The 22,806-nt window shown below is 56.2% G+C and carries 23 protein-coding genes; 6 read left to right on the top strand and 17 right to left on the bottom strand.

Annotated elements, in window-relative coordinates:
* Positions 1 to 2: 2 nt before the first annotated feature.
* The 3 genes from plsX to yceD form a co-directional block, all read right to left on the bottom strand.
* Complete coding sequence (gene plsX / locus L2Y28_RS08090; protein ID WP_198921375.1) at positions 3 to 1,037, bottom strand: phosphate acyltransferase PlsX; 1,035 nt, start codon at positions 1,035 to 1,037, stop codon at positions 3 to 5.
* Positions 1,038 to 1,118: 81 nt separating this feature from the next.
* Positions 1,119 to 1,292 (bottom strand): 50S ribosomal protein L32, encoded by a 174-nt coding sequence (gene rpmF, locus L2Y28_RS08085; RefSeq protein WP_003857964.1) that lies wholly within the window; start codon positions 1,290 to 1,292, stop codon positions 1,119 to 1,121.
* 16 nt (positions 1,293 to 1,308) lie between these two features.
* Positions 1,309 to 1,830 (bottom strand): 23S rRNA accumulation protein YceD, encoded by a 522-nt coding sequence (gene yceD, locus L2Y28_RS08080; RefSeq protein ID WP_003857966.1) that lies wholly within the window; start codon positions 1,828 to 1,830, stop codon positions 1,309 to 1,311.
* Between the two features lie 140 nt (positions 1,831 to 1,970).
* Between yceD and L2Y28_RS08075 the strand changes: the two genes are divergently transcribed.
* Complete coding sequence (locus L2Y28_RS08075) at positions 1,971 to 2,555, top strand: nucleoside triphosphate pyrophosphatase (protein WP_032622147.1); 585 nt, start codon at positions 1,971 to 1,973, stop codon at positions 2,553 to 2,555.
* Between the two features lie 79 nt (positions 2,556 to 2,634).
* Here the strand turns inward: L2Y28_RS08075 and rluC are convergent, their stop codons facing one another.
* The gene (gene rluC, locus L2Y28_RS08070) at positions 2,635 to 3,582 is read right to left on the bottom strand and encodes a 23S rRNA pseudouridine(955/2504/2580) synthase RluC (RefSeq protein WP_003857970.1); all 948 of its coding nucleotides are present in this window, start codon (positions 3,580 to 3,582) and stop codon (positions 2,635 to 2,637) included.
* Between the two features lie 570 nt (positions 3,583 to 4,152).
* Here rluC and rne point away from each other — a divergent pair.
* The gene (rne, locus tag L2Y28_RS08065; protein ID WP_022647734.1) at positions 4,153 to 7,260 is read left to right on the top strand and encodes a ribonuclease E; all 3,108 of its coding nucleotides are present in this window, start codon (positions 4,153 to 4,155) and stop codon (positions 7,258 to 7,260) included.
* Positions 7,261 to 7,300: 40 nt separating this feature from the next.
* Here the strand turns inward: rne and L2Y28_RS08060 are convergent, their stop codons facing one another.
* Entirely contained in the window at positions 7,301 to 8,239 is a 939-nt protein-coding gene (locus L2Y28_RS08060; RefSeq protein ID WP_022647733.1) for a LysR family transcriptional regulator, read from the bottom strand.
* A gap of 109 nt (positions 8,240 to 8,348) precedes the next feature.
* Between L2Y28_RS08060 and L2Y28_RS08055 the strand changes: the two genes are divergently transcribed.
* Positions 8,349 to 9,560, top strand: coding sequence for an MFS transporter (locus tag L2Y28_RS08055; RefSeq protein ID WP_022647732.1), 1,212 nt, complete (start codon positions 8,349 to 8,351; stop codon positions 9,558 to 9,560).
* Positions 9,561 to 9,635: 75 nt separating this feature from the next.
* Here the strand turns inward: L2Y28_RS08055 and flgL are convergent, their stop codons facing one another.
* The 11 genes from flgL to flgB form a co-directional block, all read right to left on the bottom strand.
* The gene (flgL, locus tag L2Y28_RS08050) at positions 9,636 to 10,589 is read right to left on the bottom strand and encodes a flagellar hook-associated protein FlgL (protein WP_022647731.1); all 954 of its coding nucleotides are present in this window, start codon (positions 10,587 to 10,589) and stop codon (positions 9,636 to 9,638) included.
* Positions 10,590 to 10,605: 16 nt separating this feature from the next.
* A complete protein-coding gene (flgK, locus tag L2Y28_RS08045) occupies positions 10,606 to 12,246 on the bottom strand; it encodes a flagellar hook-associated protein FlgK (RefSeq protein WP_022647730.1) in 1,641 nt (546 codons plus the stop codon).
* 75 nt (positions 12,247 to 12,321) lie between these two features.
* Positions 12,322 to 13,275 carry a flagellar assembly peptidoglycan hydrolase FlgJ gene (gene flgJ, locus L2Y28_RS08040; protein ID WP_022647729.1) on the bottom strand — a complete coding sequence of 318 codons (954 nt, stop codon included), beginning with the start codon at positions 13,273 to 13,275 and terminating at the stop codon, positions 12,322 to 12,324.
* Entirely contained in the window at positions 13,276 to 14,373 is a 1,098-nt protein-coding gene (locus L2Y28_RS08035) for a flagellar basal body P-ring protein FlgI (RefSeq protein ID WP_022647728.1), read from the bottom strand.
* A gap of 12 nt (positions 14,374 to 14,385) precedes the next feature.
* Positions 14,386 to 15,084, bottom strand: a complete 699-nt coding sequence (gene flgH / locus L2Y28_RS08030; protein ID WP_003857987.1) for a flagellar basal body L-ring protein FlgH — start codon at positions 15,082 to 15,084, stop codon at positions 14,386 to 14,388.
* A 57-nt stretch (positions 15,085 to 15,141) separates the two neighbouring features.
* On the bottom strand, positions 15,142 to 15,924 hold the full coding sequence (gene flgG / locus L2Y28_RS08025) for a flagellar basal-body rod protein FlgG (RefSeq protein ID WP_000625853.1): 783 nt from the start codon (positions 15,922 to 15,924) through the stop codon (positions 15,142 to 15,144).
* Positions 15,925 to 15,935: 11 nt separating this feature from the next.
* Entirely contained in the window at positions 15,936 to 16,691 is a 756-nt protein-coding gene (locus L2Y28_RS08020) for a flagellar basal body rod protein FlgF (RefSeq protein ID WP_022647727.1), read from the bottom strand.
* Positions 16,692 to 16,711: 20 nt separating this feature from the next.
* Positions 16,712 to 17,920 (bottom strand): flagellar hook protein FlgE, encoded by a 1,209-nt coding sequence (gene flgE / locus L2Y28_RS08015; RefSeq protein WP_022647726.1) that lies wholly within the window; start codon positions 17,918 to 17,920, stop codon positions 16,712 to 16,714.
* Positions 17,921 to 17,946: 26 nt separating this feature from the next.
* Positions 17,947 to 18,657 (bottom strand): flagellar hook assembly protein FlgD, encoded by a 711-nt coding sequence (gene flgD / locus L2Y28_RS08010; protein ID WP_003857994.1) that lies wholly within the window; start codon positions 18,655 to 18,657, stop codon positions 17,947 to 17,949.
* 11 nt (positions 18,658 to 18,668) lie between these two features.
* The gene (gene flgC, locus L2Y28_RS08005) at positions 18,669 to 19,073 is read right to left on the bottom strand and encodes a flagellar basal body rod protein FlgC (RefSeq protein ID WP_022647725.1); all 405 of its coding nucleotides are present in this window, start codon (positions 19,071 to 19,073) and stop codon (positions 18,669 to 18,671) included.
* Positions 19,074 to 19,076: 3 nt separating this feature from the next.
* Positions 19,077 to 19,493, bottom strand: a complete 417-nt coding sequence (gene flgB / locus L2Y28_RS08000; protein WP_022647724.1) for a flagellar basal body rod protein FlgB — start codon at positions 19,491 to 19,493, stop codon at positions 19,077 to 19,079.
* A 157-nt stretch (positions 19,494 to 19,650) separates the two neighbouring features.
* Here flgB and flgA point away from each other — a divergent pair, with 157 nt between their 5' ends.
* The 3 genes from flgA to flgN all read left to right on the top strand — a co-directional run bounded on the left by flgA (position 19,651) and on the right by flgN (position 21,127).
* Positions 19,651 to 20,310, top strand: coding sequence for a flagellar basal body P-ring formation chaperone FlgA (gene flgA / locus L2Y28_RS07995; protein WP_022647723.1), 660 nt, complete (start codon positions 19,651 to 19,653; stop codon positions 20,308 to 20,310).
* 93 nt (positions 20,311 to 20,403) lie between these two features.
* Positions 20,404 to 20,697: a flagellar biosynthesis anti-sigma factor FlgM gene (gene flgM / locus L2Y28_RS07990; RefSeq protein WP_022647722.1), complete on the top strand. Its 294-nt coding sequence runs from the start codon at positions 20,404 to 20,406 to the stop codon at positions 20,695 to 20,697.
* A gap of 4 nt (positions 20,698 to 20,701) precedes the next feature.
* On the top strand, positions 20,702 to 21,127 hold the full coding sequence (flgN, locus tag L2Y28_RS07985) for a flagella biosynthesis chaperone FlgN (RefSeq protein ID WP_022647721.1): 426 nt from the start codon (positions 20,702 to 20,704) through the stop codon (positions 21,125 to 21,127).
* Positions 21,128 to 21,185: 58 nt separating this feature from the next.
* On the opposite strand, the gene murJ is transcribed toward flgN, so the two are convergent.
* Positions 21,186 to 22,721, bottom strand: coding sequence for a murein biosynthesis integral membrane protein MurJ (gene murJ, locus L2Y28_RS07980; RefSeq protein ID WP_017384735.1), 1,536 nt, complete (start codon positions 22,719 to 22,721; stop codon positions 21,186 to 21,188).
* Positions 22,722 to 22,806: the final 85 nt, after the last annotated feature.

The following is a 22,806-nucleotide window of genomic DNA, read 5'->3' as shown; positions in this document are numbered from 1 at the left end:
GCTCAGTCACTTTTAGCTAATACAGATCCCAGGCGAGCGGCAATCCTCTGAGGGACTTGTCGCTGCACCGCCTGCACTGCCTGTTCAATCGCGACGGTAAATGCTCGCTGATTGGCGGCGCCATGACTCTTAATCACGATGCCGCGCAATCCTAACAGACAGGCGCCATTATACTGGTCGGGGTTGAGGTGACTGAATCGCCGCGTCAGGCTTTTTTGTAACCAACGCTTTAATAAAATCAGCCACCAGGACCTTTTTTTACCTTCTCCCTGCGATTTCAGCAGAGAAAGGAACATTCGTACGACCCCTTCCATGGTCTTCAACGTCACGTTTCCGGTGAAGCCATCACACACTAATACATCCGTTTTGCCCGTCAGCAACTCATTGGCTTCGAGATAACCAATATAGTTGATGGAGGGAACCTGTTTGAGTAATTCCGCAGCGTCGCGGATACTGTCCAGGCCTTTGGTCTCTTCTTCACCAATATTCAATAACGCAACGCGGGGATTGGTAATCCCGACCACGTCTTCTGCCAGCACCGACCCCATCACGGCAAACTGAGCCAGCATTGTACTATCACAATCTACGTTAGCGCCCAGATCGAGCACCACCGTTTTGCCCTTCTGCTGATGCGGTAACACCGTCACCAGCGCCGGACGCTCAATGCCCTCAATCGGCTTGAGCAATAATTTCGACAGCCCCATCAGCGCGCCAGTATTTCCCGCGCTGACGCAAGCCTGCGCTCGCCCTTCTTTCACCAGCTCCAGCGCCATGCGCATAGAGCTGCCGCGGCTATTACGAATAGCCTGCGATGGCCGGGCATCACTGGCAATAACTGACTGCGCAGGAATAATCTGCAGACGCGAACGTTGTTCAAAGTCAGCTTTTGCAAGTAATGGCGTGATTGTGTCGGGATTACCGACTAAAAGAAGTGTGAGTTGCGAATTAGAATTCAGTGCCTGCAATGCTGCAGGCACTGTCACGGTAGGGCCAAAATCTCCCCCCATGACATCTAACGCCAGGGTTAGACGTGTCAAGGTATCGTCGCAGCCTGGTTCGGTAAACTCCCCGTTTTCACGGGGAAGTTCCTCACTAAGCCTAATCACGCTGACGCGTGATTACTTAGTGATAACCTTGCGGCCGCGGTAGAAACCGTCAGCGGTGATGTGGTGACGCAGGTGTTTCTCACCAGAAGTCTTGTCTACAGACAGGCTGGTAACTGCGGTCAGCGCGTCATGGGAACGACGCATGCCACGTTTGGAACGGGTTGGTTTATTCTGTTGTACGGCCATGGACCTTACTCCTCAATTACTTACGCTTTAAGCTGGCTAATACGGCAAATGGATTTGGTTTTTGCGCTTCATCAGGCAGTTCCCCAAAGACCATGTCCGCCTCGGACACTTCACAGTGTTCAGAATCATGCACCGGAACGACTGGCAGGGAGAGGATGACTTCATCTTCAACCAGCGCCAGAAGATCGATTTCACCGAATTCGTTAACCTCAATCGGTTCATACGCTTCCGGGAGTGCTTCAGCCTGTTCGTCAGAACGAACCGGACTGAAACAATACGTTGTGTGAACATGCTGTACAAACGGTTTACCGCAGCGCTGACATTCGAGCGTTACCGTCACCTTTGCATCACCGGTTAAAACGGCGAGGCGCTGGTTGTCGATAGCGAACGACATGGAGCACTCTACATCACTGTCCACACTGACTACAGATTCGGCAATACGCTCAGCCTGATCGGAAGAATAGATTCCTTCGTAATCGAGGCGTTTTTGAGCCGTACGAACCGGATCAAGAGTCAGGGGTAATTTTACCTTTTGCATAGGGCGCGCATATTAACTTTGTAACGTCATAGAGTCAAAGAAAAAGGCAACCAGAGCTGCCTTTTGCCAATTATTCGCACACATTGCGGCCTGTAGTTTAAAATGGCTGGCATCGATACGCTATATCTGGTGATAAAAATATGCCAAATCTCGTCCTTGCTTCCACTTCACCTTATCGCCGAATGCTGCTGGAAAAGCTCGGGATCCCGTTTGAATGCGCCGCGCCGGAGGTGGATGAAACGCCACAGCCGGGCGAGTCACCGCGTCATCTGGTGACCCGTCTCGCGAAAGAGAAAGCACAGTCGCTGGCCGTACGTTACCCCGCTCATCTGATTATAGGCTCCGATCAGGTTTGTGTGCTGGACGGCGAAATCACCGGTAAACCGCATACGGAAGAAAATGCCTGCCAGCAGCTTTTGCGTGCGCGAGGCAGTATCGTGACCTTTTATACCGGCCTGGCGCTTTATAATTCGGCCTCCGGTCATCTGCAAACCGAGTGTGAGCCATTTGATGTGCACTTCCGTCATCTCAGCGAGGAGGAGATTATGGATTACGTGCGTCGGGAACGTCCTCTGAACTGCGCAGGGAGTTTCAAAAGTGAAGGGCTGGGAATTGCACTGTTCGACAAGCTGGACGGGCGGGATCCCAACACGCTGGTGGGGTTGCCGCTGATTGCGCTGTGCCAGATGTTAAGGCGAGAAGAGTGTAATCCGCTGACGATGTGATTTTTGCCCAGCGGCGCTTCGCTTGCATGGGCCTACGGATTTCGTAGGCCGGGTAAGCGCAGCGCCACCCGGCACATAATCAGCCGCGCAGAACTTTCAGGCAGCGTTTCAACTGCTCATCCAGCGGCGCTTCAATACGGATAACTTCACCGGTATTAGGATGGGTAAACTTCAGCGCTGCCGCATGCAGGAACAGACGCGACAGCCCCGTACCCGCCAACTGCTTATCAAACTCGCGATCGCCATAGCGATCGTCGAACGCAATCGGATGGCCTGCAAACTGGGTATGGACGCGAATCTGGTGAGTACGCCCCGTCACCGGACTACAGCGCACCAGCGTTGCAAATTCGTAGCGCTCTTCTACTTTAAATCGCGTCTCAGACGGTTTCCCTTCCTGATTTACACGAACAATGCGCTCACCGCTTTGCAGAATATTTTTCAGCAGCGGCGCCTGCACCACTTTCACGTGGGACTGCCACTGGCCGCGCACCAGCGCCAGATAATCTTTCTGCATCCCTTTTTCGCGCAGCTGTTCATGCAGGGAACGCAGTGCAGAACGTTTTTTCGCCACCAGCAGCACGCCTGAGGTATCACGGTCAAGACGGTGAACAAGTTCGAGGAAACGCGCTTCCGGGCGCAGCGCACGTAAACCTTCGATCACGCCGAAGCTCAGACCGCTCCCCCCGTGTACCGCCGTTCCGGACGGTTTATTCAGCACCAGAATGTGGTCGTCCTCATAAAGGATAACGTCGCTCAAAGCCGCGACTTTTTGCAGCTTCGGAGAAACGACCTCTTCTTCACGCTCTGCAACACGTACCGGTGGAATGCGGACTTCATCGCCCGCCTCGAGCTTGTACTCGGGCTTCACACGTTTTTTGTTCACCCGCACCTCACCCTTACGCAAGATGCGATAAATCATACTTTTTGGCACACCCTTCAATTGGGTGCGCAAAAAATTATCGATACGTTGCCCCGCCTCGTCGTCGGCGATGGCAACCATTTTTACGGCTGGAGTCTCTGTTTTCATGGTTGGCGATTCTAAATAGCGTCTGACATTAGCGCCACTCATTTTTCTATGCTTATATTTACTTTTATCCGGACCACTCCCCTTTCGCGCAATCGATTTGGTGGTTATTAAACCAATCACCCCGTTGAAGTGAAGAAACTGTGAGTAACCGGGTGATAATTGGTAAAAGTCATCTTGCTATAACCCGGCGAGCAGTGGAATAATGAATCCGTTTTCCGCGTTAAATCCGGGTTTTGTAAGGATGTCGACGGAATGACCAATTTTGTCTGACCGATCATCCACGCAGCAATGGCGTAAGACGTATTGATCTTTCAGGCAGTTAGCGGGCTGCGGGTTGCAGTACTTCCCGGTATAAGGATTGTTCTCTGGAGAGTTTTCCCAGGCAATTCCCCTGATAATTGCGCTGTGTTTCCCTATGAAATACAGGCAACCGACACTATGCGCCTCTTAAGCGAGCGACAACCGTGAGGTTGGCGACGTGAATAGACACGAGGCCATCGGTTCATACCCCGGAAAGCGTCACCTTGCCCGCAGCTTTGTCGTCAATGTAAGAATAACGAGTAAGTTACGATGAAAAGAATGTTAATCAACGCAACTCAGCAAGAAGAGTTGCGTGTCGCCCTTGTGGATGGGCAGCGCCTGTACGATCTGGATATCGAAAGTCCTGGACACGAACAGAAAAAAGCGAACATTTACAAAGGCAAAATCACCCGCATTGAACCAAGCCTTGAAGCTGCATTTGTCGATTACGGTGCTGAGCGTCACGGTTTCCTTCCTCTCAAAGAAATCGCCCGCGAATATTTTCCTGCAAACTACAACTCCCATGGCCGTCCGAACATCAAAGATGTTCTGCGTGAAGGTCAGGAAGTTATCGTCCAGATCGATAAAGAAGAGCGTGGCAACAAAGGCGCCGCGCTGACCACCTTTATCAGTCTGGCAGGAAGCTATCTGGTATTGATGCCAAACAACCCGCGTGCGGGTGGCATCTCTCGCCGTATCGAAGGCGATGACCGTACCGAGCTGAAAGAAGCACTGGCAAGTCTTGAACTGCCAGACGGCATGGGCCTTATCGTGCGCACCGCAGGCGTTGGCAAATCTGCCGAAGCGTTGCAGTGGGACCTGAGCTTCCGCCTGAAACACTGGGAAGCCATCAAGAAAGCGGCAGAAAGCCGTGCTGCGCCGTTCCTGATCCACCAGGAAAGCAACGTCATCGTGCGTGCCTTCCGTGATTATCTGCGTCAGGACATCGGTGAAATTCTGATTGATAACCCGAAAGTGCTTGAGCTGGCTCGCCAGCACATCGCCGCACTGGGTCGCCCGGATTTCACCAGCAAAATTAAACTGTACACCGGTGAAATCCCGCTGTTCAGCCATTATCAGATTGAATCCCAGATCGAGTCTGCCTTCCAGCGTGAAGTGCGTCTGCCATCCGGCGGTTCTATCGTTATCGATACCACCGAAGCGTTGACCGCCATCGACATCAACTCCGCGCGAGCAACCCGCGGCGGCGACATCGAAGAGACCGCCTTCAACACCAACCTTGAAGCCGCTGATGAAATCGCCCGCCAGCTCCGCCTGCGCGACCTGGGTGGTCTGATCGTTATCGACTTCATCGACATGACCCCGGTTCGCCACCAGCGTGCGGTTGAAAACCGTCTGCGTGAAGCGGTGCGCCAGGATCGCGCGCGTATCCAGATCAGCCATATTTCTCGCTTTGGCCTGCTGGAGATGTCCCGTCAGCGCCTCAGCCCGTCTCTGGGTGAGTCCAGCCATCACGTCTGCCCGCGCTGTTCCGGTACAGGTACCGTTCGTGACAATGAATCTCTCTCCCTCTCTATTCTGCGTCTGATTGAAGAAGAAGCGCTGAAAGAGAACACCAAAGAGGTTCACGCTATTGTTCCGGTGCCGATTGCCTCCTACCTGCTGAACGAAAAACGTGCAGCGGTGAGCGCAATCGAAGCGCGTCAGGGCGGCGTTCGCTGCATCATCGTGCCAAACGACGAGATGCAAACCCCGCACTATCACGTGCTGCGCGTGCGCAAAGGCGAAGAGACAAGCACCCTCAGCTACCTGCTGCCGAAGCTGCATGAAGAAGAAATGGCGCTGCCGTCTGATGAAGAGCCTGCCGAGCGTAAACTGCCTGAGCAGCCAGCTTTAGCGACCTTCATCATGCCGGAAGCACCGCCAGAAGCGACGCTGGAAAAACCAGCGGAAAAACCTGCTGTGCAGAAAGTGGCTCCTGCCGCGCCAAAAGCACAGCCTGAGCAGCCTGGTCTCCTGAGCCGCATCATCGGTGCGCTGAAAAAAATGTTTGCCGCCGAAGAAGTTCAGCCTGAGGAGCCGAAAGAAGCGCCAAAAGAAGCGAAACCAGAGCGTCAGCAGGACCGTCGTAAGCGTCAGAACAACCGTCGCGACCGCAACGACCGTGGCGATCGTAATGAGCGCCGTGATAATCGTTCCGATAACAACGAAGGCCGTGAACAGCGCGAGGACAACCGTCGCAACCGTCGCGAGAAGCAACAGCAGAACGTTGAAGATCGTGAGATTCGCCAGCAGGCGGGCGATGAGTCCGAGAAGAGCAAACAGCGTGACGAGCAGCAGCCTCGCCGCGAGCGTAACCGTCGTCGTAACGATGACAAACGCCAGGCTCAGCAGGAAGTCAAAAACCTGAATCGCGAAGCGCCTGTAGAACAGCAGGACACTGAGCAGGAAGAGCGTACTCAGGTTATGCCGCGTCGTAAGCAGCGCCAGCTGACCCAGAAAGTACGTATGGGTGTTGTTCAGGCCGAAGAAAACGACGTTATCGCGGTTGAAGCGGATGAAAGCACAACGGGTACTCAGGTTGCGAAAGTTGACCTGCCAGCCGTAGTGGAAAATCAGGTTGAGCAGGACGAAAGCAGCGAAAACCGTGATAACGCAGGTATGCCGCGTCGCTCCCGCCGTTCTCCACGCCATCTGCGCGTGAGCGGTCAGCGTCGCCGTCGTTATCGTGACGAGCGTTACCCGACCCAGTCTCCAATGCCAATAACCGTGGCGTGCGCGTCACCTGAGATGGCATCCGGTAAAGTCTGGATCCGTTATCCGGTTGCACGTCCGGAGCAGGCTGTTGAAGAACAGGCTGTTACCGAAGAGGTGATTGCACCGGTCGTCGCGGTGGAAGACGTCGTGACTGAAGCGGCAACCGTGGTCGAACCGCAGGTTGTTGAAACAGCGCCGCCGCAGGCTGTGGAAGTGGAAACGACCCATCCTGAAGTGATTGCTGCGCCGGTTGATGCCGCACCGCAGATCATTGCCGAAGAAGATACCGTGGTGGCTGAAGAAGTCGCGGAAGACGCTAAGCCTGTATCCGCAGCAGAAGAGCCCGCAGACGTTGCCGTCGAAACGGTGACGGAAGAGGTTGTTCAGGACGTCGAGATTCAGGTTGAACCTGTTGTCGAAGAGGTCAAAGCGCCTGAAGTGAAATCTGAGCCGGTTGAGATCGTTGAAGCTGTAGCGCCTGCTCACATTGCTACCGCGCCAATGACTCGTGCCCCGGCACCTGAGTACGTGCCTGAAGCACCACGCCATAGTGACTGGGTTCGTCCGGAATTCAACTTCGAAGGTAAAGGTGCTGCCGGTGGTCACAGTGCGACGCACATGGCTACTGCCCCAGCTACTCGTCCTCAGCCTGTTGAATAACGCACGCTAAGACTGAAAGCCGACCTTCGGGTCGGCTTTTTTATGGCTGTTGCAGGGGCTTTCTCATACCGGTGACCTCCGGCATTATCTGCCGCATCAGCTCCAGAAAACGCCGCAAGCGCGCCGGATAATAGCGTGACCAGGGATAAACCAGATGTACCGGTAGCGCTGCTGGCTGCCACTCTGGCAGTAAATGCACCAGTCGCCCTTCCCGAATATCATCCTGTACCGTCCAGCTGGATACCACCGCCACGCCTAGCCCGGTGAGTGCCGTATTGCGCGCTACATACAGGCTGTCGGTACTCAGGCGTGGCGTAATGGTAACTCTCGCCGGGGTGGGTGTTGCCTCGTGGAAAAGTTCCACATGGCGTTGATAAAAAGAGCTGATTGCAATCCAGGGGAGATGTTGCAGATCGTCCGGCGTGTTAACCGCGGGAAAACGGGCAAGGAGTGCCGGTGACGCTACCACCGAGCGCGGCACTTCAGCCAGTAGCACAGACACGGTTGCCGGATCGACTTCCACGCCCACCCGAATAGCACAGTCAAGGTTGTCGCCGAGGAAATCAACCGAGCGATCGTTAAGCATCCACTCAACAGAAAGCTGGGGATAGCGCTGCAAAAATTGGGTTAACGGTTTTAGTAGCTGATCCTGGCCAAACGCGTGAGGCGCGCGCACCCTCAGCACCCCGACCGGTTCATCTTCCGTCTGCCCCACCTCGTCTTCCAGCGCCAGCCAGCTGTCAATTACCCGTCGGGCATGCTGATAGCAACGTTCACCGTCATCGGTAAGCCGTGTGGTATGGGTTGTGCGCAGCATCAGGCGCACGCCCAGCATGGTTTCAAGTGACTGCAACCGTCGGCTCACCGTGGCCTGGGTTGTTGCCAGCTGACGTGCCGCCGCAGAAAGGGACCCCGCCTCCACAATGCGAACAAAGGTTCGCATCAGTTCTACACGATCTATACGCTCAGTCCGTTTCATATCATTTGCACCTATACGCTACACGTATAAGCGTTTTACCACCGCGCCCGCTACCGTCGCAAGGCGTACTGATAAAAAATAGCCGCACACGACGAATGAGGAACATCTTATGAACACAACCACCACCCGGGCCGTAAGCCGCTGGGTAATCTTAATGCTGGCGCTCGGTGCGGGCTTCAGCGTGGCATCCATCTATTATGCCCAGCCTCTGCTGCCGCTGATGGGCTCAGACCTGCACCTGAGCATCGAAGGCATGGGCATGGTCCCGACGCTCACCCAGGCGGGTTATGCCTTAGGCATCCTGTTTCTGCTCCCGCTCGGCGATCGTTATGACCGCAGAACGTTGATCCTGATAAAAAGTGCAGCTCTGGCGCTGTTCCTGCTGGGTTGTAGCCTGACCGGACAACTGCATTCCCTGCTGCTCACCAGCCTGCTGATTGGCATGGCCGCCACCATGGCGCAGGATATTGTCCCGGCCGCAGCGATCCTCGCGCCGGAAGGCAAACAGGGAAAAACGGTCGGCACGGTGATGACCGGCCTGCTGCTGGGGATTTTGCTCTCCAGAACCGTGAGCGGCGTGGTGGGTGAAGCCTTTGGCTGGCGAGTGATGTATCAGCTGGCCGCCGCAAGCATTGCCTTTATCGGCGTGGTGATGTGGGCCGTACTTCCCCGCTTCGCCGTTCATTCCACGCTGAGCTACCCGGCACTGATGCGCTCCATGGAACACCTCTGGCGTCGCTACCCGGCGCTGCGTCGGGCTGCGCTGGCTCAGGGTTTTCTGTCGATTGCTTTTAGTGCGTTCTGGTCGACGCTGGCGGTCATGCTGCTGGAACGGTATCACCTTGGCAGCGCCGTGGCGGGTGGGTTTGGTATTGCCGGAGCCGCAGGCGCGCTGGCCGCACCGCTGGCAGGCGGTCTGGCCGATAAGCTGGGCGCCGGTAAAGTGACCCAACTGGGTGCCGCGCTGGTGACCCTCTCGTTTGCCCTGATGTTCCTGATGCCAGCCCTGGGTGTACACGGCCAGTTGCTCCTGATTGCCCTCTCCGCGGTCGGTTTCGATCTCGGTTTGCAGTCCAGCCTCGTGGCGCACCAGAACCTGGTCTACAGCCTTGAGCCGCAGGCCCGTGGGCGCCTTAACGCCCTGCTGTTTACCGTCATTTTCATCGGAATGGCGCTGGGTTCGGCATTAGGCAGCAATATCTATACGCTGGCAGGCTGGACGGGCGTGGTAGCACTGGCAACCCTGTGTGGTGCCATTGCGCTGGCTATCAGAGTGATTGAAAGCGCCCGGGTGGTGTCCGCTCAGGCAGAAAGTGTGTAAAAAAAATGCCCAACCCGGACGGGTTGGGCAGTCAAAACATGCCCAGTTTCAAGACATGTCAAACAGGTCAGAGTCTTATCTGTTCATCTGGAACAAAGACATACCCTGCATATCGCTAAAGGCTTTATACGAGGCCTGCAACGCCGCCTGCTGCATGGTGTAGGACGAAATCACCGAGTTCCAGTCCACGTCAACCAGGTCGCTCATCTGCTGAGTCTGGCCCAGCGCGCGGTCTTCACCCAGAGAATCCAGCTTGCCCAGCTCGTCCAGCTTGATGCCGAGGTCGGCGCGCACGGTCAACACGTTGTTGAGGGAGTTGCTCAGGCCACGGTTGGCTTTATCAATAGCCGCCGTAAATGCTTCAGCCTTCGTTTCGTCATCGCCAATCGGCTTATTCAGCGCTTCAATTGCGGAGTCGAGGATCTTGAACAAATTCGTTTCCGGCGTACTACCATCTGGCTCTGGCTTCGCATTGCTGGTGAAGCTATCGAAAACTTCAGTGCCCGTATGGCTGATTTGCATCGTGCGCGCAGAGTCAACCTGCTGGCTGATTGGCGTTCCGCCGCCCTTATAATCACCCGTAGCCTGGTCGAAAGCCGCCGCTTCGGTTTTGTAACCGGAAAAAATATAGCGACCGTTACCGTCCGTGCTGTTAGCCAGGTTCATGAGCTGATCGCGAATACCTTGCAGGTTCGTGGCCAGCGAAGCGCGGTCATCGTCACTTAACGTACCGTTGCCCGCATTGACAATCTTTTCCTGAGCAGCCTGGATAGCGGTTGTCACTTGCGATAACACGTTCTCTTCCAGCGAAACTTTTGTCGTAGCGAAAGAGCGTGCCAGCGCATACTGGCTGTTTTGCGTTTGAGCCTGAGAGAGCACAACGGCCTGCGAGGCGGCAATCGGATCGTCAGACGGACGGTTGATGCGCTTACCCGTAGACATCTGCTCGCCGTAGCTGAGCCAGAGACTTTGGGAGTTCGTCACGCCGCGCATGCTTTGCTCATACATCATTTGAGTACTAATACGCATTTTTTATGCCTCAGCCTTAGCGGATATTGATCAATGCATCAAACAGCGTGCTCGCCGTTTGCAGCACCTGCGCATTCGCCAGATAGTACTGCTGATAGCGTTGCAGGTTGCCATACTCTTCATCCAGGTTAACCCCGGAGATTGACTGCTGTTGTTTGGTCAACTGCGTTACCACGTTAACTTTGGTTTCGCTGCTGGTTTTCAGCGACGCCGTGGTGCTGCCCACCGTACTGACCAGCGCGGCATAAGCATCGTTAAAGGTTTTGTTCCCTCCCACCAATTTGGCGCTCTGTAAATCCAGCAGTTTCTGGCCATTGGTATTGTCGCTTTCGCCGCTTCCTTGCGCGGAGGCCATCGCCAGTTTGGATTCGTCGCTGATCGCCACGTCCATATACACAATGACGTCATTCACCGGTTTGACGATGAAACTGTCTTTATTATTGGCTGAGCCGCTAATCTTAACGTTGAGACCATCAAACGACAGATTACCGCTGGCGTCAGGCTTGGCCGTGAAGCTGGTGTTGTCCGACAGACGCGTGATTGTCCAGTCAGTACCGTTGTACTCAACTTTATAGTTTGTCGCCTGGACCTTAGTACTGTCTGTCATCGTGGCCGTAACGGACGCGCTTCCGGTGTTTTTACCGTTACTCAGCACTGCCGGAGAGCCAAAATCAAACAGCTTGCCGCCTGCATCCCCGTTGGCATCAAAGCCCGCCTGGTGCTGGGTATTCATGGCATCCGCAAACGCCAGCGCCATCTGGTTAAGGGTGTTTCGCGCCTGATCCAGATCCTGAGAACGGAACGTTAACAGCCCCCCAAGCGACCCCGTGGTGATCTGTTTTTCTGAGATCTCCACGTTGCCCGCTGCGGCATCCACATACGCAATCGTGGTACGCGCTGGGTCCGCACTGGATTTCACCGCCGCCAGCTGGCTGGCGTTGCTGCCCTGTACCAGGGTGTAACCGTTGGCGATAGAGATGTTGTAGGTGCCGCTGTCCTGTACGGTGACGTCCACACCGACAATCTTGTTCAGTTCACTCACCAGCTGATCGCGCTGATCGAGCAATTCGTTCGGGGATGCGCCCGCACCGACGCCAGTCAGCCGGGAGATCTGATCGTTAAGATTGGCAATCTGTTTCGCGTAGTTATTGATCTGATCGACGCTGGTAGAAATCGCCGTATTGACCTGCGCATCCTGATCGCGGAGATATTGATCGTTGGTTTTAAACTGGTTTACCAGACCATCCGCCTTTCCGAGTACCGTCTGGCGTGCAGCCGGATCTTCTGCGTTGCTCACCAGCGTTTGCAGGCTTTTAAAGAAATCCTGGAGGTTGGCAGAAAGCGAGTTCGTGGTATCAGAAAGCACGTCGTCAATTTTTGACATCTGCTGGTAGCGCGTGGTCAGCCCACTGCTCTGGTTCTGCGCCGCGCGCAGCTGGTTGGTGATAAACGCATCATATTCACGCTGAACACCGGAGACATAGACCCCGTTACCCACCCAGCCGCCGCCGGTCAGGGTGCTGTTTGATGCCCCCAGAATGGTGGTCTGGCGGGTATAACCTGCCACGTTGTAGCTTGAAATATTATTACTGACGGTATTGAGTGCCGACTGCGCAGCACTGAGGCCACTCATGGCGCTGTTAATCAAACTGGACATGGGGGTTCCTTTTATACGTTCAGACACGAGTCCTGATGAAGGTTATCGGCAACCTCCACCGGGACTTGAGAACTTTCAGAACAGATTTTCGAGATCTGTGCTATACGCTTTGCTGACCTTCTCAGACATGGATTTCAGCTGCTGGATCATGCTGGTCAGCTTGCGCGCATAGTTTGGATCGGTCGCGTAGCCAGCATTCTGCAATGCCTGAGCGCCCTGCTCTGGCGTGGCGGCCTGGGTCACGGCGGTGTAGCGTGGATTCCGGCTCAGCAGCCCGACATAATCCGACAACGCTTCCAGATACGAGCTGTAGACGCGGAATTTGGCTTTCACCTTCACTGCCGCACCGTTCTCATATTCGGTGGTGGTGATCTCCGTGGTCGGCCCTTTCCAGCTGGAGGTGGCCTTCACGCCAAAGATGTTGAAGCTCGGCTCGCCGTTCTCCCTGCGGATCTGACGTTGCCCCCAGCCCGACTCCAGCGCCGCCTGCGCCAGAATCAGATGGTGCGGCACGCCGCTCTCTTCACTGGCAAGACGCGCCGGGAGGGAGAGCTGCGCCAGGAAGTCTTTGCTGTCGCCGGAGAGCGGCTCGTCACGCGCTTCTGTCGGCTTCGGCATCGCCTTACGCACCATCTGCGTCAGCGCCTGATTTTGATAACTGGTCACCTTTTCCAGATCAAACTTCAGCGGCACCTGCGGCGGAGCCTCTTCAGATGGCAGCCCCTGAGCGGCTGCGGTCTGTTTCACAATCATGTCCGCCAGGCCGAGCCCCTTTCCGGTGGTCATTTGCTGGGCAATCTGCTGATCGTACATGCTGGTGTAAAGCCGTGTGGAATCGCTGCTGAACATGCCATCTTTCGGCAGGGTTTCACGCATGCTTTTCAACATCATCTGCACGAACATGCCTTCCACCTGACGGGCAACCGGGCGGATATTCGCCGCCGGATCCTTGCCCGCTTTGGTTTTCAGCTCGTTGAGCGACTGGGCATCCCAGGCGGCACTGGTCAACAGTTTGCTATCGGTCAGCATTTAGATGATTTCCAGTTTAGCGCGCAGGCAGCCTGCACTTTGCATGGATTGCAGAATGGACATCAGATCCATTGGCGTTGCACCCAGCGCGTTCAGGGCACGCACCACGCTGTTCAGGTTGGCGCTGGAGCGCACGCTCTGCAACGATCCACCGCTCTGTCGTAAATCAATCTGCGTTTGCGGGGTCACTACCGTCTGACCGCCACCAAACGGGGTATCCGGCTGGCTGACGTTGGCCGAGCGGTTAACCGTGACGGAGAGATTGCCCTGCGCCACGGCGCAGCTGTCCAGCGTCACTTCGCGGTTCATCACCACCGATCCGGTACGGGAGTTGATAATGACTTTTGCATCCTGCACCGACACGTTCACTTCCATATTCTGGATATCGGCCAGCATCCGCACCTGGTTGCTGCTACCGGTTGACGTGCGGATCTGCACGGTGCGGGCATCCAGCGCGGTGGCGCTGCCGTAACCCCGGCTGCGGTTGATGGTGTCAGCAATCTGCTGCGCCATCGTGAAGTCTTCGTTATTCAGTTGCAGGTTAATGGTGTTGCCGGTGCCGAACTGGGTCGGCAGCTCACGTTCGATGATCGCGCCGTTGGTAATACGTCCCCCGTTCAGCTGGTTCACCTGCACGCTGCTGCCGCCCGCCGACGCACCTGCCCCGCCAACCAGAATGTTGCCCTGCGCCAGAGCATACACCTGGCTGTCGACGCCTTTCAGCGGCGTCATCAACAACGTACCGCCGCGCAGGCTTTTGGCGTTACCCATCGACGAGACAACCACGTCGATGGTTTGCCCCTGACGCGCAAAGGCCGGATAAGACGCGGTCACCATCACCGCCGCCACGTTTTTCAGCTGCATGTTGGTCCCCGCCGGTACGGTAATACCGAGCTGAGAGAGCATGTTGTTCAGGCTCTGGGTGGTGAACGGCGTCTGGGTCGTCTGGTCACCCGTCCCATCCAGCCCCACCACCAGGCCGTAGCCAATCAGGGAGTTTTCGCGCACGCCCTGCACGCTGGTGAGATCGCGAATGCGATCGGCCTGCGCAACGGTAGCGACCAGCGACAGCGCCACGGCGAAGAGAAATTTATACATAGGTCACCTCGCTTACATCGGCGATAAGTTAAGGAAGAAGCGTTGCAGCCAGCCCATATTTTGCGCTTCGTTGATGTAGCCGTTGCCGACGTACTCAATGCGCGCATCCGCCACCTGTGTGGACGGTACGGTGTTGGTGCCGCTGATGGTGCGAGGGTTAACCACACCGGAGAAGCGAATGAATTCCGTACCCTGGTTAATGGCGATCTGTTTTTCGCCCACCACGTGCAGGTTGCCGTTCACCAGAACCTGGTCAACCGTTACCGTCAGCGTTCCGCTGAAGGTATTGCTGGCGTTCGCGCCACCTTTACCGTTAAAGGTGTTGCCGCCGGAGGCTTCCACATCCGCACGGGCGTTGCCGAACAGCCCTTGCAGATAGCGCGGTACGGTGTCGAAGCCAAAATTGGTTTTGCCGTCGCGGCTGGCGTTCGCCGACGAGCTCTTGCTCGCGCTGACGTTTTCCTGCAACACAATGGTCAGCGTATCGCCGACGTTACGCGGACGACGGTCTTCAAACAGCGGCTGATAACCGTAGTTAATCGGCTGCGCGGTCTGGAAAATAGAGCCGTTCACCACCGGCGCGGGGCCGGGAACGGGTTGGGCGGTAGTCGCACCCTGTACCAATGGTTTAGACGGGATCCAGGCACACCCGCTGAGGGTGACAGCCAGAACAGTCAGGATCGGATAACGAAACGCCGCGTTTTTTTGCATTGCCTTCATCTTCGAAAACAGGGAGCCGGTGCGACGTTTACCGCACCGGGCTACACCTTAGAGTTGCGTCAGTTTTTGCAGCATCTGGTCGGTCGTCGACACTGCTTTACTGTTAATTTCATAGGCGCGCTGGACCTGGATCATATTCACCAGCTCTTCCGCCACGTTAACGTTCGAGGTTTCCACATACCCCTGGTACAGCAGCCCCGCACCGTTCAGGCCGGGGGTACTTTCATTTGGCGTGCCGGAAGACTGCGTTTCGGTGTAGAGGTTCTCACCGATGCTTTCCAGTCCGGTATCGTTCATGAAGGTCGTCAGGTTGAGCTGACCAACCTGGACCGGCGCGGCCTGACCTTGCTGAGTGACACTGACGATACCGTCACGGCCAATGGTGATGCTCAGCGCGTTCGCCGGGATGGTGATCGCAGGCTGAACCTGGAAGCCGCCCGCCGTCACCAGCTGACCATTCTGATCCACCTGGAACGAACCATCGCGGGTATAGGCGGAGGTCCCGTCAGGCAGTTGCACCTGGAAGAAACCCTGACCTTTGATGGCAACGTCTTTGCTGTTGTTGGTCTGGGACAGGTTGCCCTGGCTGTGCAGACGCTCGGTGGCGACCGGGCGTACGCCGGTACCAATTTGCAGACCGGACGGCAGCGTGGTTTGCTCAGAAGACTGCGCCCCTGGCTGACGAATCGTTTGATAAAGCAAATCTTCGAAAACCGCACGCTGGCGCTTGAAACCATTGGTGCTGACGTTTGCCAGGTTGTTGGCAATTACATCCATATTGGTTTGCTGTGCGTCCAGACCGGTTTTCGCGATCCATAAAGAACTGATCATAGGGAGTCCTGTTAACTCATAGCCAGAAGTTGGTTAGCCTTGCCTGCGTTTTCATCGACGCTGCTGATGATTTTCATCTGCATTTCGAAGCGGCGGGCGCTGGCGATCATGTCGGTCATGGCTTCGACCGGTTTGACGTTACTGCCTTCCAGCACGCCGGACATCACGCGGATGGTCGGGTCGGCCTGTAACGTGGCGCCACGCGTGGCCTGCGCCGCCTGGGTCAGACGGAACATCCCGTCATCACCACGCTGCACTTCATTGCCTTCCGCTTTCACCAGCTTCAGACGACCGACAGGCGCAACGGTGTTCGCCGGGTCGCCCGGGTTTAACGCCGAGATCGTCCCGTCTGCCGCAATGGTCAGCTCTGACCCTTCCGGCACCGTCAGCGGACCGGCTTCGCCCATCACCGGATGCCCCTGAATCGTCAACTGTCCGGTGGCGCTCACCTGAATGTTACCGTTGCGGGTATACCCTTCTGCGCCGTCAGCCGTTTGCACCGCCAGCCAGCCGTCCTGCTGAAGGGCAACGTCCAGCGGACGCGCGGTGTAATCCATCTGGCCTGGCGTCATGTCGGCGCCCGGCGTGGAGGCGGTGACCAGCGTACGCGTGGGCAATGACAGCCCTTCTACCGGCACCGCACGCAGTGCGTTGAGCTGTGCACGAAAACCAGGCGTGGAGGCGTTCGCCAGGTTGCTGGCGGTAACAGCCTGCTGATTGAGCGTCTGGCTTGCAGCCCCCATCGCTGTATATATTGCGTGATCCATTGCGCTTTCCCGTCAGCCGCTTAACGCAGGTTAACCAGCGTGTTGAGGATCTGATCCTGGGTTTTGATGGTCTGCGCGTTGGACTGGTAGTTACGTTGCGCGACAATCATGTTCACCAGCTCTTTACTCAGATCGACGTTGGAGGCTTCCAGCGCGCCGTTGGTCAGCGTGCCGAAGTTACCGGAACCCGCGGTACCCAGCAGGGCAACACCGGAAGACTGCGTGGCAGACCAGACGTTATCCCCTTCGGACTTCAGGCCTTCGTTGTTGGCAAAGTTTGCCAGCACGATCTGGCCCAGCACCTGGGTCTGTTCGTTGGAGTAGTTACCGACAACGGTACCGTCATCGTTGATCTGGTAGCTCACCAGATCGCCCGGCTTATAGCCGTTCTGGCTCGTCGCCACGATGTTGTTCGCACCGGTGTTCTGCTGCATGGAGTTCGCGAAACTCATTTTGAAGGTTGCCGCCGTTGCACCAGTGATCTCCCCGGTCTTGATATCGACTTCCCCACCGCCGGTCAACACACCGCTCTCATTAAAGACCAATGTGGTTGCCAGTTTCGCTGCATCTCCCGCTACGCTGCCGTCCTGTGAATACACCTTCCAGGAGTTAGCTGGAGTAGCGTCTTTGACATAGAACAGGTTCATGTTGTGCGCATTACCCTGGCTGTCAAACACCGTCACGGTGCCTTTCTTGTTGTAAGAGTCAGGGTTGGCCGGGTCGAATGCGACGGTTGGCGCGGTATCGGTGGAGTTCAGGTTGATCTGCTGAGAGGCCGTGGTGGTGGACTTCGCCGCCATCAGCGTCGTTGGGATGGTGATCGCCTGCGGATTCGCACCGGTTTGCACCGTCGGCGGCGTGCCGGCAACCGGATAACCGGTTAACTGTAGCCCCTGCATGTTCACCAGGTTACGGTTTTCATCCAGCTTAAACTGGCCGTTGCGGCTGTAGAACACGGAACCGTTGGCATCTACCATACGGAAGAAACCGTTCTGGCTGATGGCGACATCCAGACCACGACCGGTGTTGGTGGTCGTCCCGTCAGTGAAGTCCTGGGTGATACCCGCAACCTTCACGCCCAGGCCCACTTTAGAGCCTGCAAACATATCTGCAAAAGACGCAGAACCGGATTTAAAACCATAGGTCGCGGAGTTGGCGATGTTGTTGCCAATGACGTCCAGGTTGGTGGCCGCAGCATTCAGGCCGCTGACCGCTTGAGAAAAGGCCATGACTTACTCCTGATAAGTATGAAGGCTTAGATAATCTGCCGAACTTCGTCGAGTGTGGTGGTACCGGAGGTACCCAAATCCAGTTTGTTGCCATCGCTACCTTTGATGACGCCCTGAACCAGGGCAAACTGTAGCGGCTGAGCCACCAGCTGCGTGGTGCCGTTGCTGGCGCTAATCGCAACCTGATACGAGCCGTTAGGCGCTTTAGTGCCGTCGGTCAGGCTGCCATCCCAGGTAAAGGTATGAACGCCCGCTTTAAGCTCGCCAATCTCAATCGTGCGCACCACGTTGCCGCTGGCGTCTTTGATGGTGGCGGTGACTTTGTCGGCCGGTTGCTGCAACTCAACGCCAAACGGCGTTGTGGTGGTGGTGGACGTGCCATCGGTGGTGCTGGTGCCCGCCAGAATCGTGGTCCCCGGGATCATCACCCCGTGACCGATCAGGTTGGCGGCCTGCAAGGACTGGCTGTTATCGATTTGACCGGAGACCGAGCCGAGCGTGGTGTTCAGTTTCTCAATGCCGCTGACGGTACTGATCTGCGCAAGCTGCGTGGTCAGTTCGTTATTCTGCATCGGATTGGTCGGGTCCTGATTTTTCAGCTGTGCCACCAGCAGGGTCAGAAAGCTACTCTGTAAATCGGAGGCATTGCTCCCGGTGAGGGAGCTGGAACCGGTTGCACTACTGGTGCTGTTGACGCCGGTATTTGTCGGGTCATTCACGTTTACGGCGATGGACATGCGTGTCTCCTTTACTGGCCGAGAGTGAGTGTTTTGAGCATCATGCTCTTCACGGTATTAAGCACTTCGACGTTTGCCTGGTAACTCCGTGACGCGGACATGGAGTTCACCATCTCCCCGACCACATCCACGTTCGGCATTTTCACGTAGCCGCTGGCATCCGCGAGCGGGTTGCCTGGCTCGTAAACCAGCTTGTCGGGCGCCTGGCTCTCAACCACGTCCGCCACTTTCACGCCGCCCGTTGCCGCACCCGGTGCAGCATCAACCTGGAAGACGACCTGTTTAGCGCGATACGGTCGTCCGTCAGGGCCGGTCACGCTATCGGCGTTGGCCAGGTTACTGGCTGCCACGTTCAGTCGTTTGGACTGCGCCGTTAATGCCGAACCGGCGATATCAAAAATATTCAGCAAGGCCATTTACTAATTGCCCCCCTGCAGGACGGTCATCATGCCTTTGATTTGCCCGCCGAGTAGCGTCAGGCCTGTCTGGTATTGCAGGCTGTTATCGGCAAACTGTGTGCGTTCCCGGTCCATGTCGACGGTGTTGCCATCAAGCGAGGGCTGATCGGGGACACGATAAAGTAAGTCAGTTGATGGCGCGGTCATCGCCTGAGCGGGAATATGCCGTGAGGATGTCAGGGCAAGTGAGACACCCGTCCCTTCGGCACGTCCACGCTCCATCACTTTTTTGAGTTCACTGGAAAAATCAATATCGCGCGCCTGATACCCGGGGGTGTCCGCGTTGGCGATATTGGCGGCTAAAATTTCCTGCCGCTGGGCGCGTAAGTTGAGCGCTTCCTGCTGAAAACGTAACGCGGCGTCGAGTTTATCGAGCATGTCTCCTCCGCTGATGAGAAAATTTCAGTTCACAGCTTAAATCTCACCCCGTCTCCCCTATCGACGGAATAAGCGCAAAATGCGTCGCTATTTGTTGCGTTGATGGAAAACCACTGCGGGTAGAATTTGCTTAATTCTGGACATGGTGGAACGTGCGATGCGGACTTTTAAACGTGGCCTTGCGGCGACCCTGCTGCTTTTGAGCCCTCTTGTGCAGGCTGAGGGGTTAGAGAACCAGCTCAATGCATTCTTTGCGCAGAAGCTGGCCGGTTTCAGCGATGACGTACGCGTGACCGTACGCACCCCGCCTAACCTTTACCCTTCCTGCGAAGCCCCGTCATTTAGCGTGACCGGCAGCACCCGCTTATGGGGCAACGTGAATGTGCTGGCGCGTTGCGCCAACGAAAAACGTTATTTACAGGTTGCGGTTCAGGCGACAGGCAATTATGTTGTCGCCGCCGTTCCCATTCCCCGGGGCAGCCTGCTGCAACCAGACAGCGTAACGCTGAAGCGAGGCCGTCTGGATCAGCTTCCACCGCGGACGATGCTGGATATTAACCAGGCTCAGGAGGCAGTCAGCCTGCGCGATGTCGCTCCTGGACAGGCGATACAGCTCTCTATGCTGCGCCAGGCGTGGCGGGTGAAGGCGGGACAACAGGTGATGGTGGTCGCCAATGGCGAAGGCTTTAGTATCAACAGTGAAGGAAAAGCGCTGAATAATGCCGCAGTGGCGCAAAATGCCCGGGTCAGAATGTCCTCAGGCCAGGTGGTCAGCGGCACGGTCGGTCCTGATGGGAATATTCTGATTAACCTGTAATCTTTTTAAAGATTTCGCGGCGACTGCCGATAAATATTCAACAAATGATGATGTCAGGCGCAAACGCCGCGAACCCTCGATGAGGACAACACTATGAGCATTGATCGTACATCAGCCCTGAAGCCGGTTAGCACTGTACAACCTCGCGAAACGAATGAGGCTGCCCCGCAAAAAACGCGTCTGGAAAAAACCTCGACGGCTAACAGCACGAGCGTCACGCTGAGCGATGCGCAGTCGAAGCTGATGCAGCCAGGCAGCAGCGATATCAACATGGAACGAGTTGAAGCGCTGAAAACGGCTATCCGTAACGGCGAACTGAAAATGGATACCAGCAAAATCGCTGATGCGCTGATTCAGGACGCACATAGTTTCCTCCAGAGTAACTAACCGTATGAGTCGACTGTCAGAAATACTGGATCAGATGACGGTGGTCCTGAACGACCTGAAAACGGTGATGGACGCAGAACAGCACCACCTCTCTTCTGGTCAAATCAACGGCAGCGCGTTGCAACGCATTACTGAAGATAAAAGCTCGCTGCTGGCGACCCTGGATTATCTGGAAAAACAGCGACGCGCTGAGCAAGACACGAAACGCAGCGCCAATGATGAGATCAACGAACGCTGGCAGACCATTACAGAAAAAACCCAGCATCTTCGCGATCTCAACCAGCATAACGGCTGGCTGCTGGAAGGGCAGATTATCCGTAATCAGCAGGCGCTTGAGGTGTTAAAGCCCTATAAAGAGCCGGGGCTGTACGGTGCGGATGGTCAAACGGCCACGGCACGTATCACGGGCGGGAAAAAGATTTCGATTTGACGCACTAGCGGCATGTCATGAAGCGGGGAGCACCTTCTGGTGACTCCCCTTTTGGCGTTTATACCGTGCGGCGGGTAAACTCTTTCACCTTGAAGCCAAGCACCGCCAGCGTGGCAAAGTACGCCACCACCCCGACCACCACCACGGCCATCAGACGCATCAGGCGGTAAGGCATGGTGCCCTGCGCCCACTCAGGCATGACATACAACATGCCAACCAGCGCGGCCGCCATCACTACTACCGCGATCGCCAGACGCAGCAAGAAGCTTGCCCAGCCCGGCTGCGGGGTGAAGATATCCTGCTTACGCAGCTGCCAGTACAGCAGCCCGGCGTTGAGACAGGCCGCCAGACCAATCGACAGTGACAGACCCGCGTGTTTCAGCGGACCAATAAACGCCAGGTTCATCAGCTGCGTCATGATCAGCGTCACAATGGCAATCTTAACCGGCGTTTTGATGTCCTGACGTGAATAGAAGCCGGGCGCAAGCACCTTCACGACAATCAGCCCCATCAGCCCCACCGAGTAGGCTACGAGCGCACGCTGGGTCATGGCGGCATCAAAGGCGGTGAATTTTCCATACTGGAACAACGACACCGTCAGCGGTTTCGCCAGGATCCCCAGCGCCACCGCGCTTGGCAGCGCCAGCAGAAAACAGAGACGCAGACCCCAGTCCATCAGGCGGCAGTATTCATCGTGGTTGCCGCTGGCGAAACTTTTCGACAGCGACGGCAGCAGAATAGTCCCCAGCGCCACGCCCAGCACCCCGGATGGAAACTCCATCAGCCGGTCGGCGTAGTACATCCAGGACACCGAGCCCGACACCAGGAAAGAGGCGAAGATGGTATTGATGATGAGCGAGATCTGGCTGACGGACACGCCGAGTATTGCCGGTCCCATCTGTTTGATAACGCGCATTGCGCCCGCATCTTTGAAATTAATGCGCGGCAGAACCAGCATGCCGATCTTTTTCAGGTGCGGGAGCTGGTAAGCAAGCTGTAACACCCCGCCGACGGTCACGGCCCAGGCCAGCGCCAGCACCGGTGGGTTAAAATGCGGCGCGGCGAACAGCGCAAAGCCAATCATGCTGACGTTAAGGAACGTGGGGGCAAAGGCCGGCACGGAGAAGCGGTTCCAGGTATTCAGGATGGCACCCACCAGCGACGCCAGCGAAATCAGCAGAATATAGGGGAAGGTTATCCGCAGCAGTTGCGTCGTCAGGGCAAATTTATCCGCCGTGTCGGCAAAGCCCGGCGCCGTTACCATGATTACCCAGGGCGCTGCCAGCATCCCCAGTACGGTCACGATCGCCAGCGCCAGCGTCAGTAAACCGGAAACGTACGCCACAAAGACGCGGGTGGCATCTTCGCCCTGCTTGCTTTTATATTCCGCGAGGATCGGGACAAATGCCTGTGAGAAAGCCCCTTCGGCAAAAATACGGCGCAGCAGGTTCGGCAGCTTGAACGCAACGAAAAAGGCGTCAGTCGCCATCCCTGCGCCAAAAACCCTTGCCACAATGGCATCGCGCGCAAAGCCAAGCACGCGGGAAAACATGGTCATCGAGCTGACGGCCGCCAGCGATTTTAATAAGTTCATTAACGTGAAGTTCCACAACCCTACGGATTTCCAGGACGGATAAGCGAAAGCGCCACCCGGCAAAGCCAACAAGCGGCGCTTAGTC

Source organism: Enterobacter sp. JH25 (assembly GCF_021725435.1).
Lineage (GTDB): Bacteria > Pseudomonadota > Gammaproteobacteria > Enterobacterales > Enterobacteriaceae > Enterobacter > Enterobacter intestinihominis.
This window is presented reverse-complemented; position numbering and strand designations above follow the sequence as displayed.

Excerpts from the sequence above, each read along its gene's own strand:
- flgM (WP_022647722.1), top strand. The coding sequence starts at position 20,404 with ATGAGCATTGATCGTACATCAGCCCTGAAGCCGGTTAGCACTGTACAA.
- rluC (WP_003857970.1), bottom strand. The coding sequence starts at position 3,582 with ATGAAAACAGAGACTCCAGCCGTAAAAATGGTTGCCATCGCCGACGAC.
- L2Y28_RS08055 (WP_022647732.1), top strand. The coding sequence starts at position 8,349 with ATGAACACAACCACCACCCGGGCCGTAAGCCGCTGGGTAATCTTAATG.
- rne (WP_022647734.1), top strand. The coding sequence starts at position 4,153 with ATGAAAAGAATGTTAATCAACGCAACTCAGCAAGAAGAGTTGCGTGTC.
- flgH (WP_003857987.1), bottom strand. The coding sequence starts at position 15,084 with ATGCAAAAAAACGCGGCGTTTCGTTATCCGATCCTGACTGTTCTGGCT.
- L2Y28_RS08075 (WP_032622147.1), top strand. The coding sequence starts at position 1,971 with ATGCCAAATCTCGTCCTTGCTTCCACTTCACCTTATCGCCGAATGCTG.
- flgK (WP_022647730.1), bottom strand. The coding sequence starts at position 12,246 with ATGTCCAGTTTGATTAACAGCGCCATGAGTGGCCTCAGTGCTGCGCAG.
- flgL (WP_022647731.1), bottom strand. The coding sequence starts at position 10,589 with ATGCGTATTAGTACTCAAATGATGTATGAGCAAAGCATGCGCGGCGTG.
- flgC (WP_022647725.1), bottom strand. The coding sequence starts at position 19,073 with ATGGCCTTGCTGAATATTTTTGATATCGCCGGTTCGGCATTAACGGCG.
- rpmF (WP_003857964.1), bottom strand. The coding sequence starts at position 1,292 with ATGGCCGTACAACAGAATAAACCAACCCGTTCCAAACGTGGCATGCGT.
- flgG (WP_000625853.1), bottom strand. The coding sequence starts at position 15,924 with ATGATCAGTTCTTTATGGATCGCGAAAACCGGTCTGGACGCACAGCAA.
- flgN (WP_022647721.1), top strand. The coding sequence starts at position 20,702 with ATGAGTCGACTGTCAGAAATACTGGATCAGATGACGGTGGTCCTGAAC.
- flgB (WP_022647724.1), bottom strand. The coding sequence starts at position 19,493 with ATGCTCGATAAACTCGACGCCGCGTTACGTTTTCAGCAGGAAGCGCTC.
- flgD (WP_003857994.1), bottom strand. The coding sequence starts at position 18,657 with ATGTCCATCGCCGTAAACGTGAATGACCCGACAAATACCGGCGTCAAC.
- flgJ (WP_022647729.1), bottom strand. The coding sequence starts at position 13,275 with ATGCTGACCGATAGCAAACTGTTGACCAGTGCCGCCTGGGATGCCCAG.
- flgE (WP_022647726.1), bottom strand. The coding sequence starts at position 17,920 with ATGGCCTTTTCTCAAGCGGTCAGCGGCCTGAATGCTGCGGCCACCAAC.
- L2Y28_RS08035 (WP_022647728.1), bottom strand. The coding sequence starts at position 14,373 with ATGTATAAATTTCTCTTCGCCGTGGCGCTGTCGCTGGTCGCTACCGTT.
- yceD (WP_003857966.1), bottom strand. The coding sequence starts at position 1,830 with ATGCAAAAGGTAAAATTACCCCTGACTCTTGATCCGGTTCGTACGGCT.
- murJ (WP_017384735.1), bottom strand. The coding sequence starts at position 22,721 with ATGAACTTATTAAAATCGCTGGCGGCCGTCAGCTCGATGACCATGTTT.
- L2Y28_RS08020 (WP_022647727.1), bottom strand. The coding sequence starts at position 16,691 with ATGGATCACGCAATATATACAGCGATGGGGGCTGCAAGCCAGACGCTC.
- flgA (WP_022647723.1), top strand. The coding sequence starts at position 19,651 with ATGCGGACTTTTAAACGTGGCCTTGCGGCGACCCTGCTGCTTTTGAGC.
- L2Y28_RS08060 (WP_022647733.1), bottom strand. The coding sequence starts at position 8,239 with ATGAAACGGACTGAGCGTATAGATCGTGTAGAACTGATGCGAACCTTT.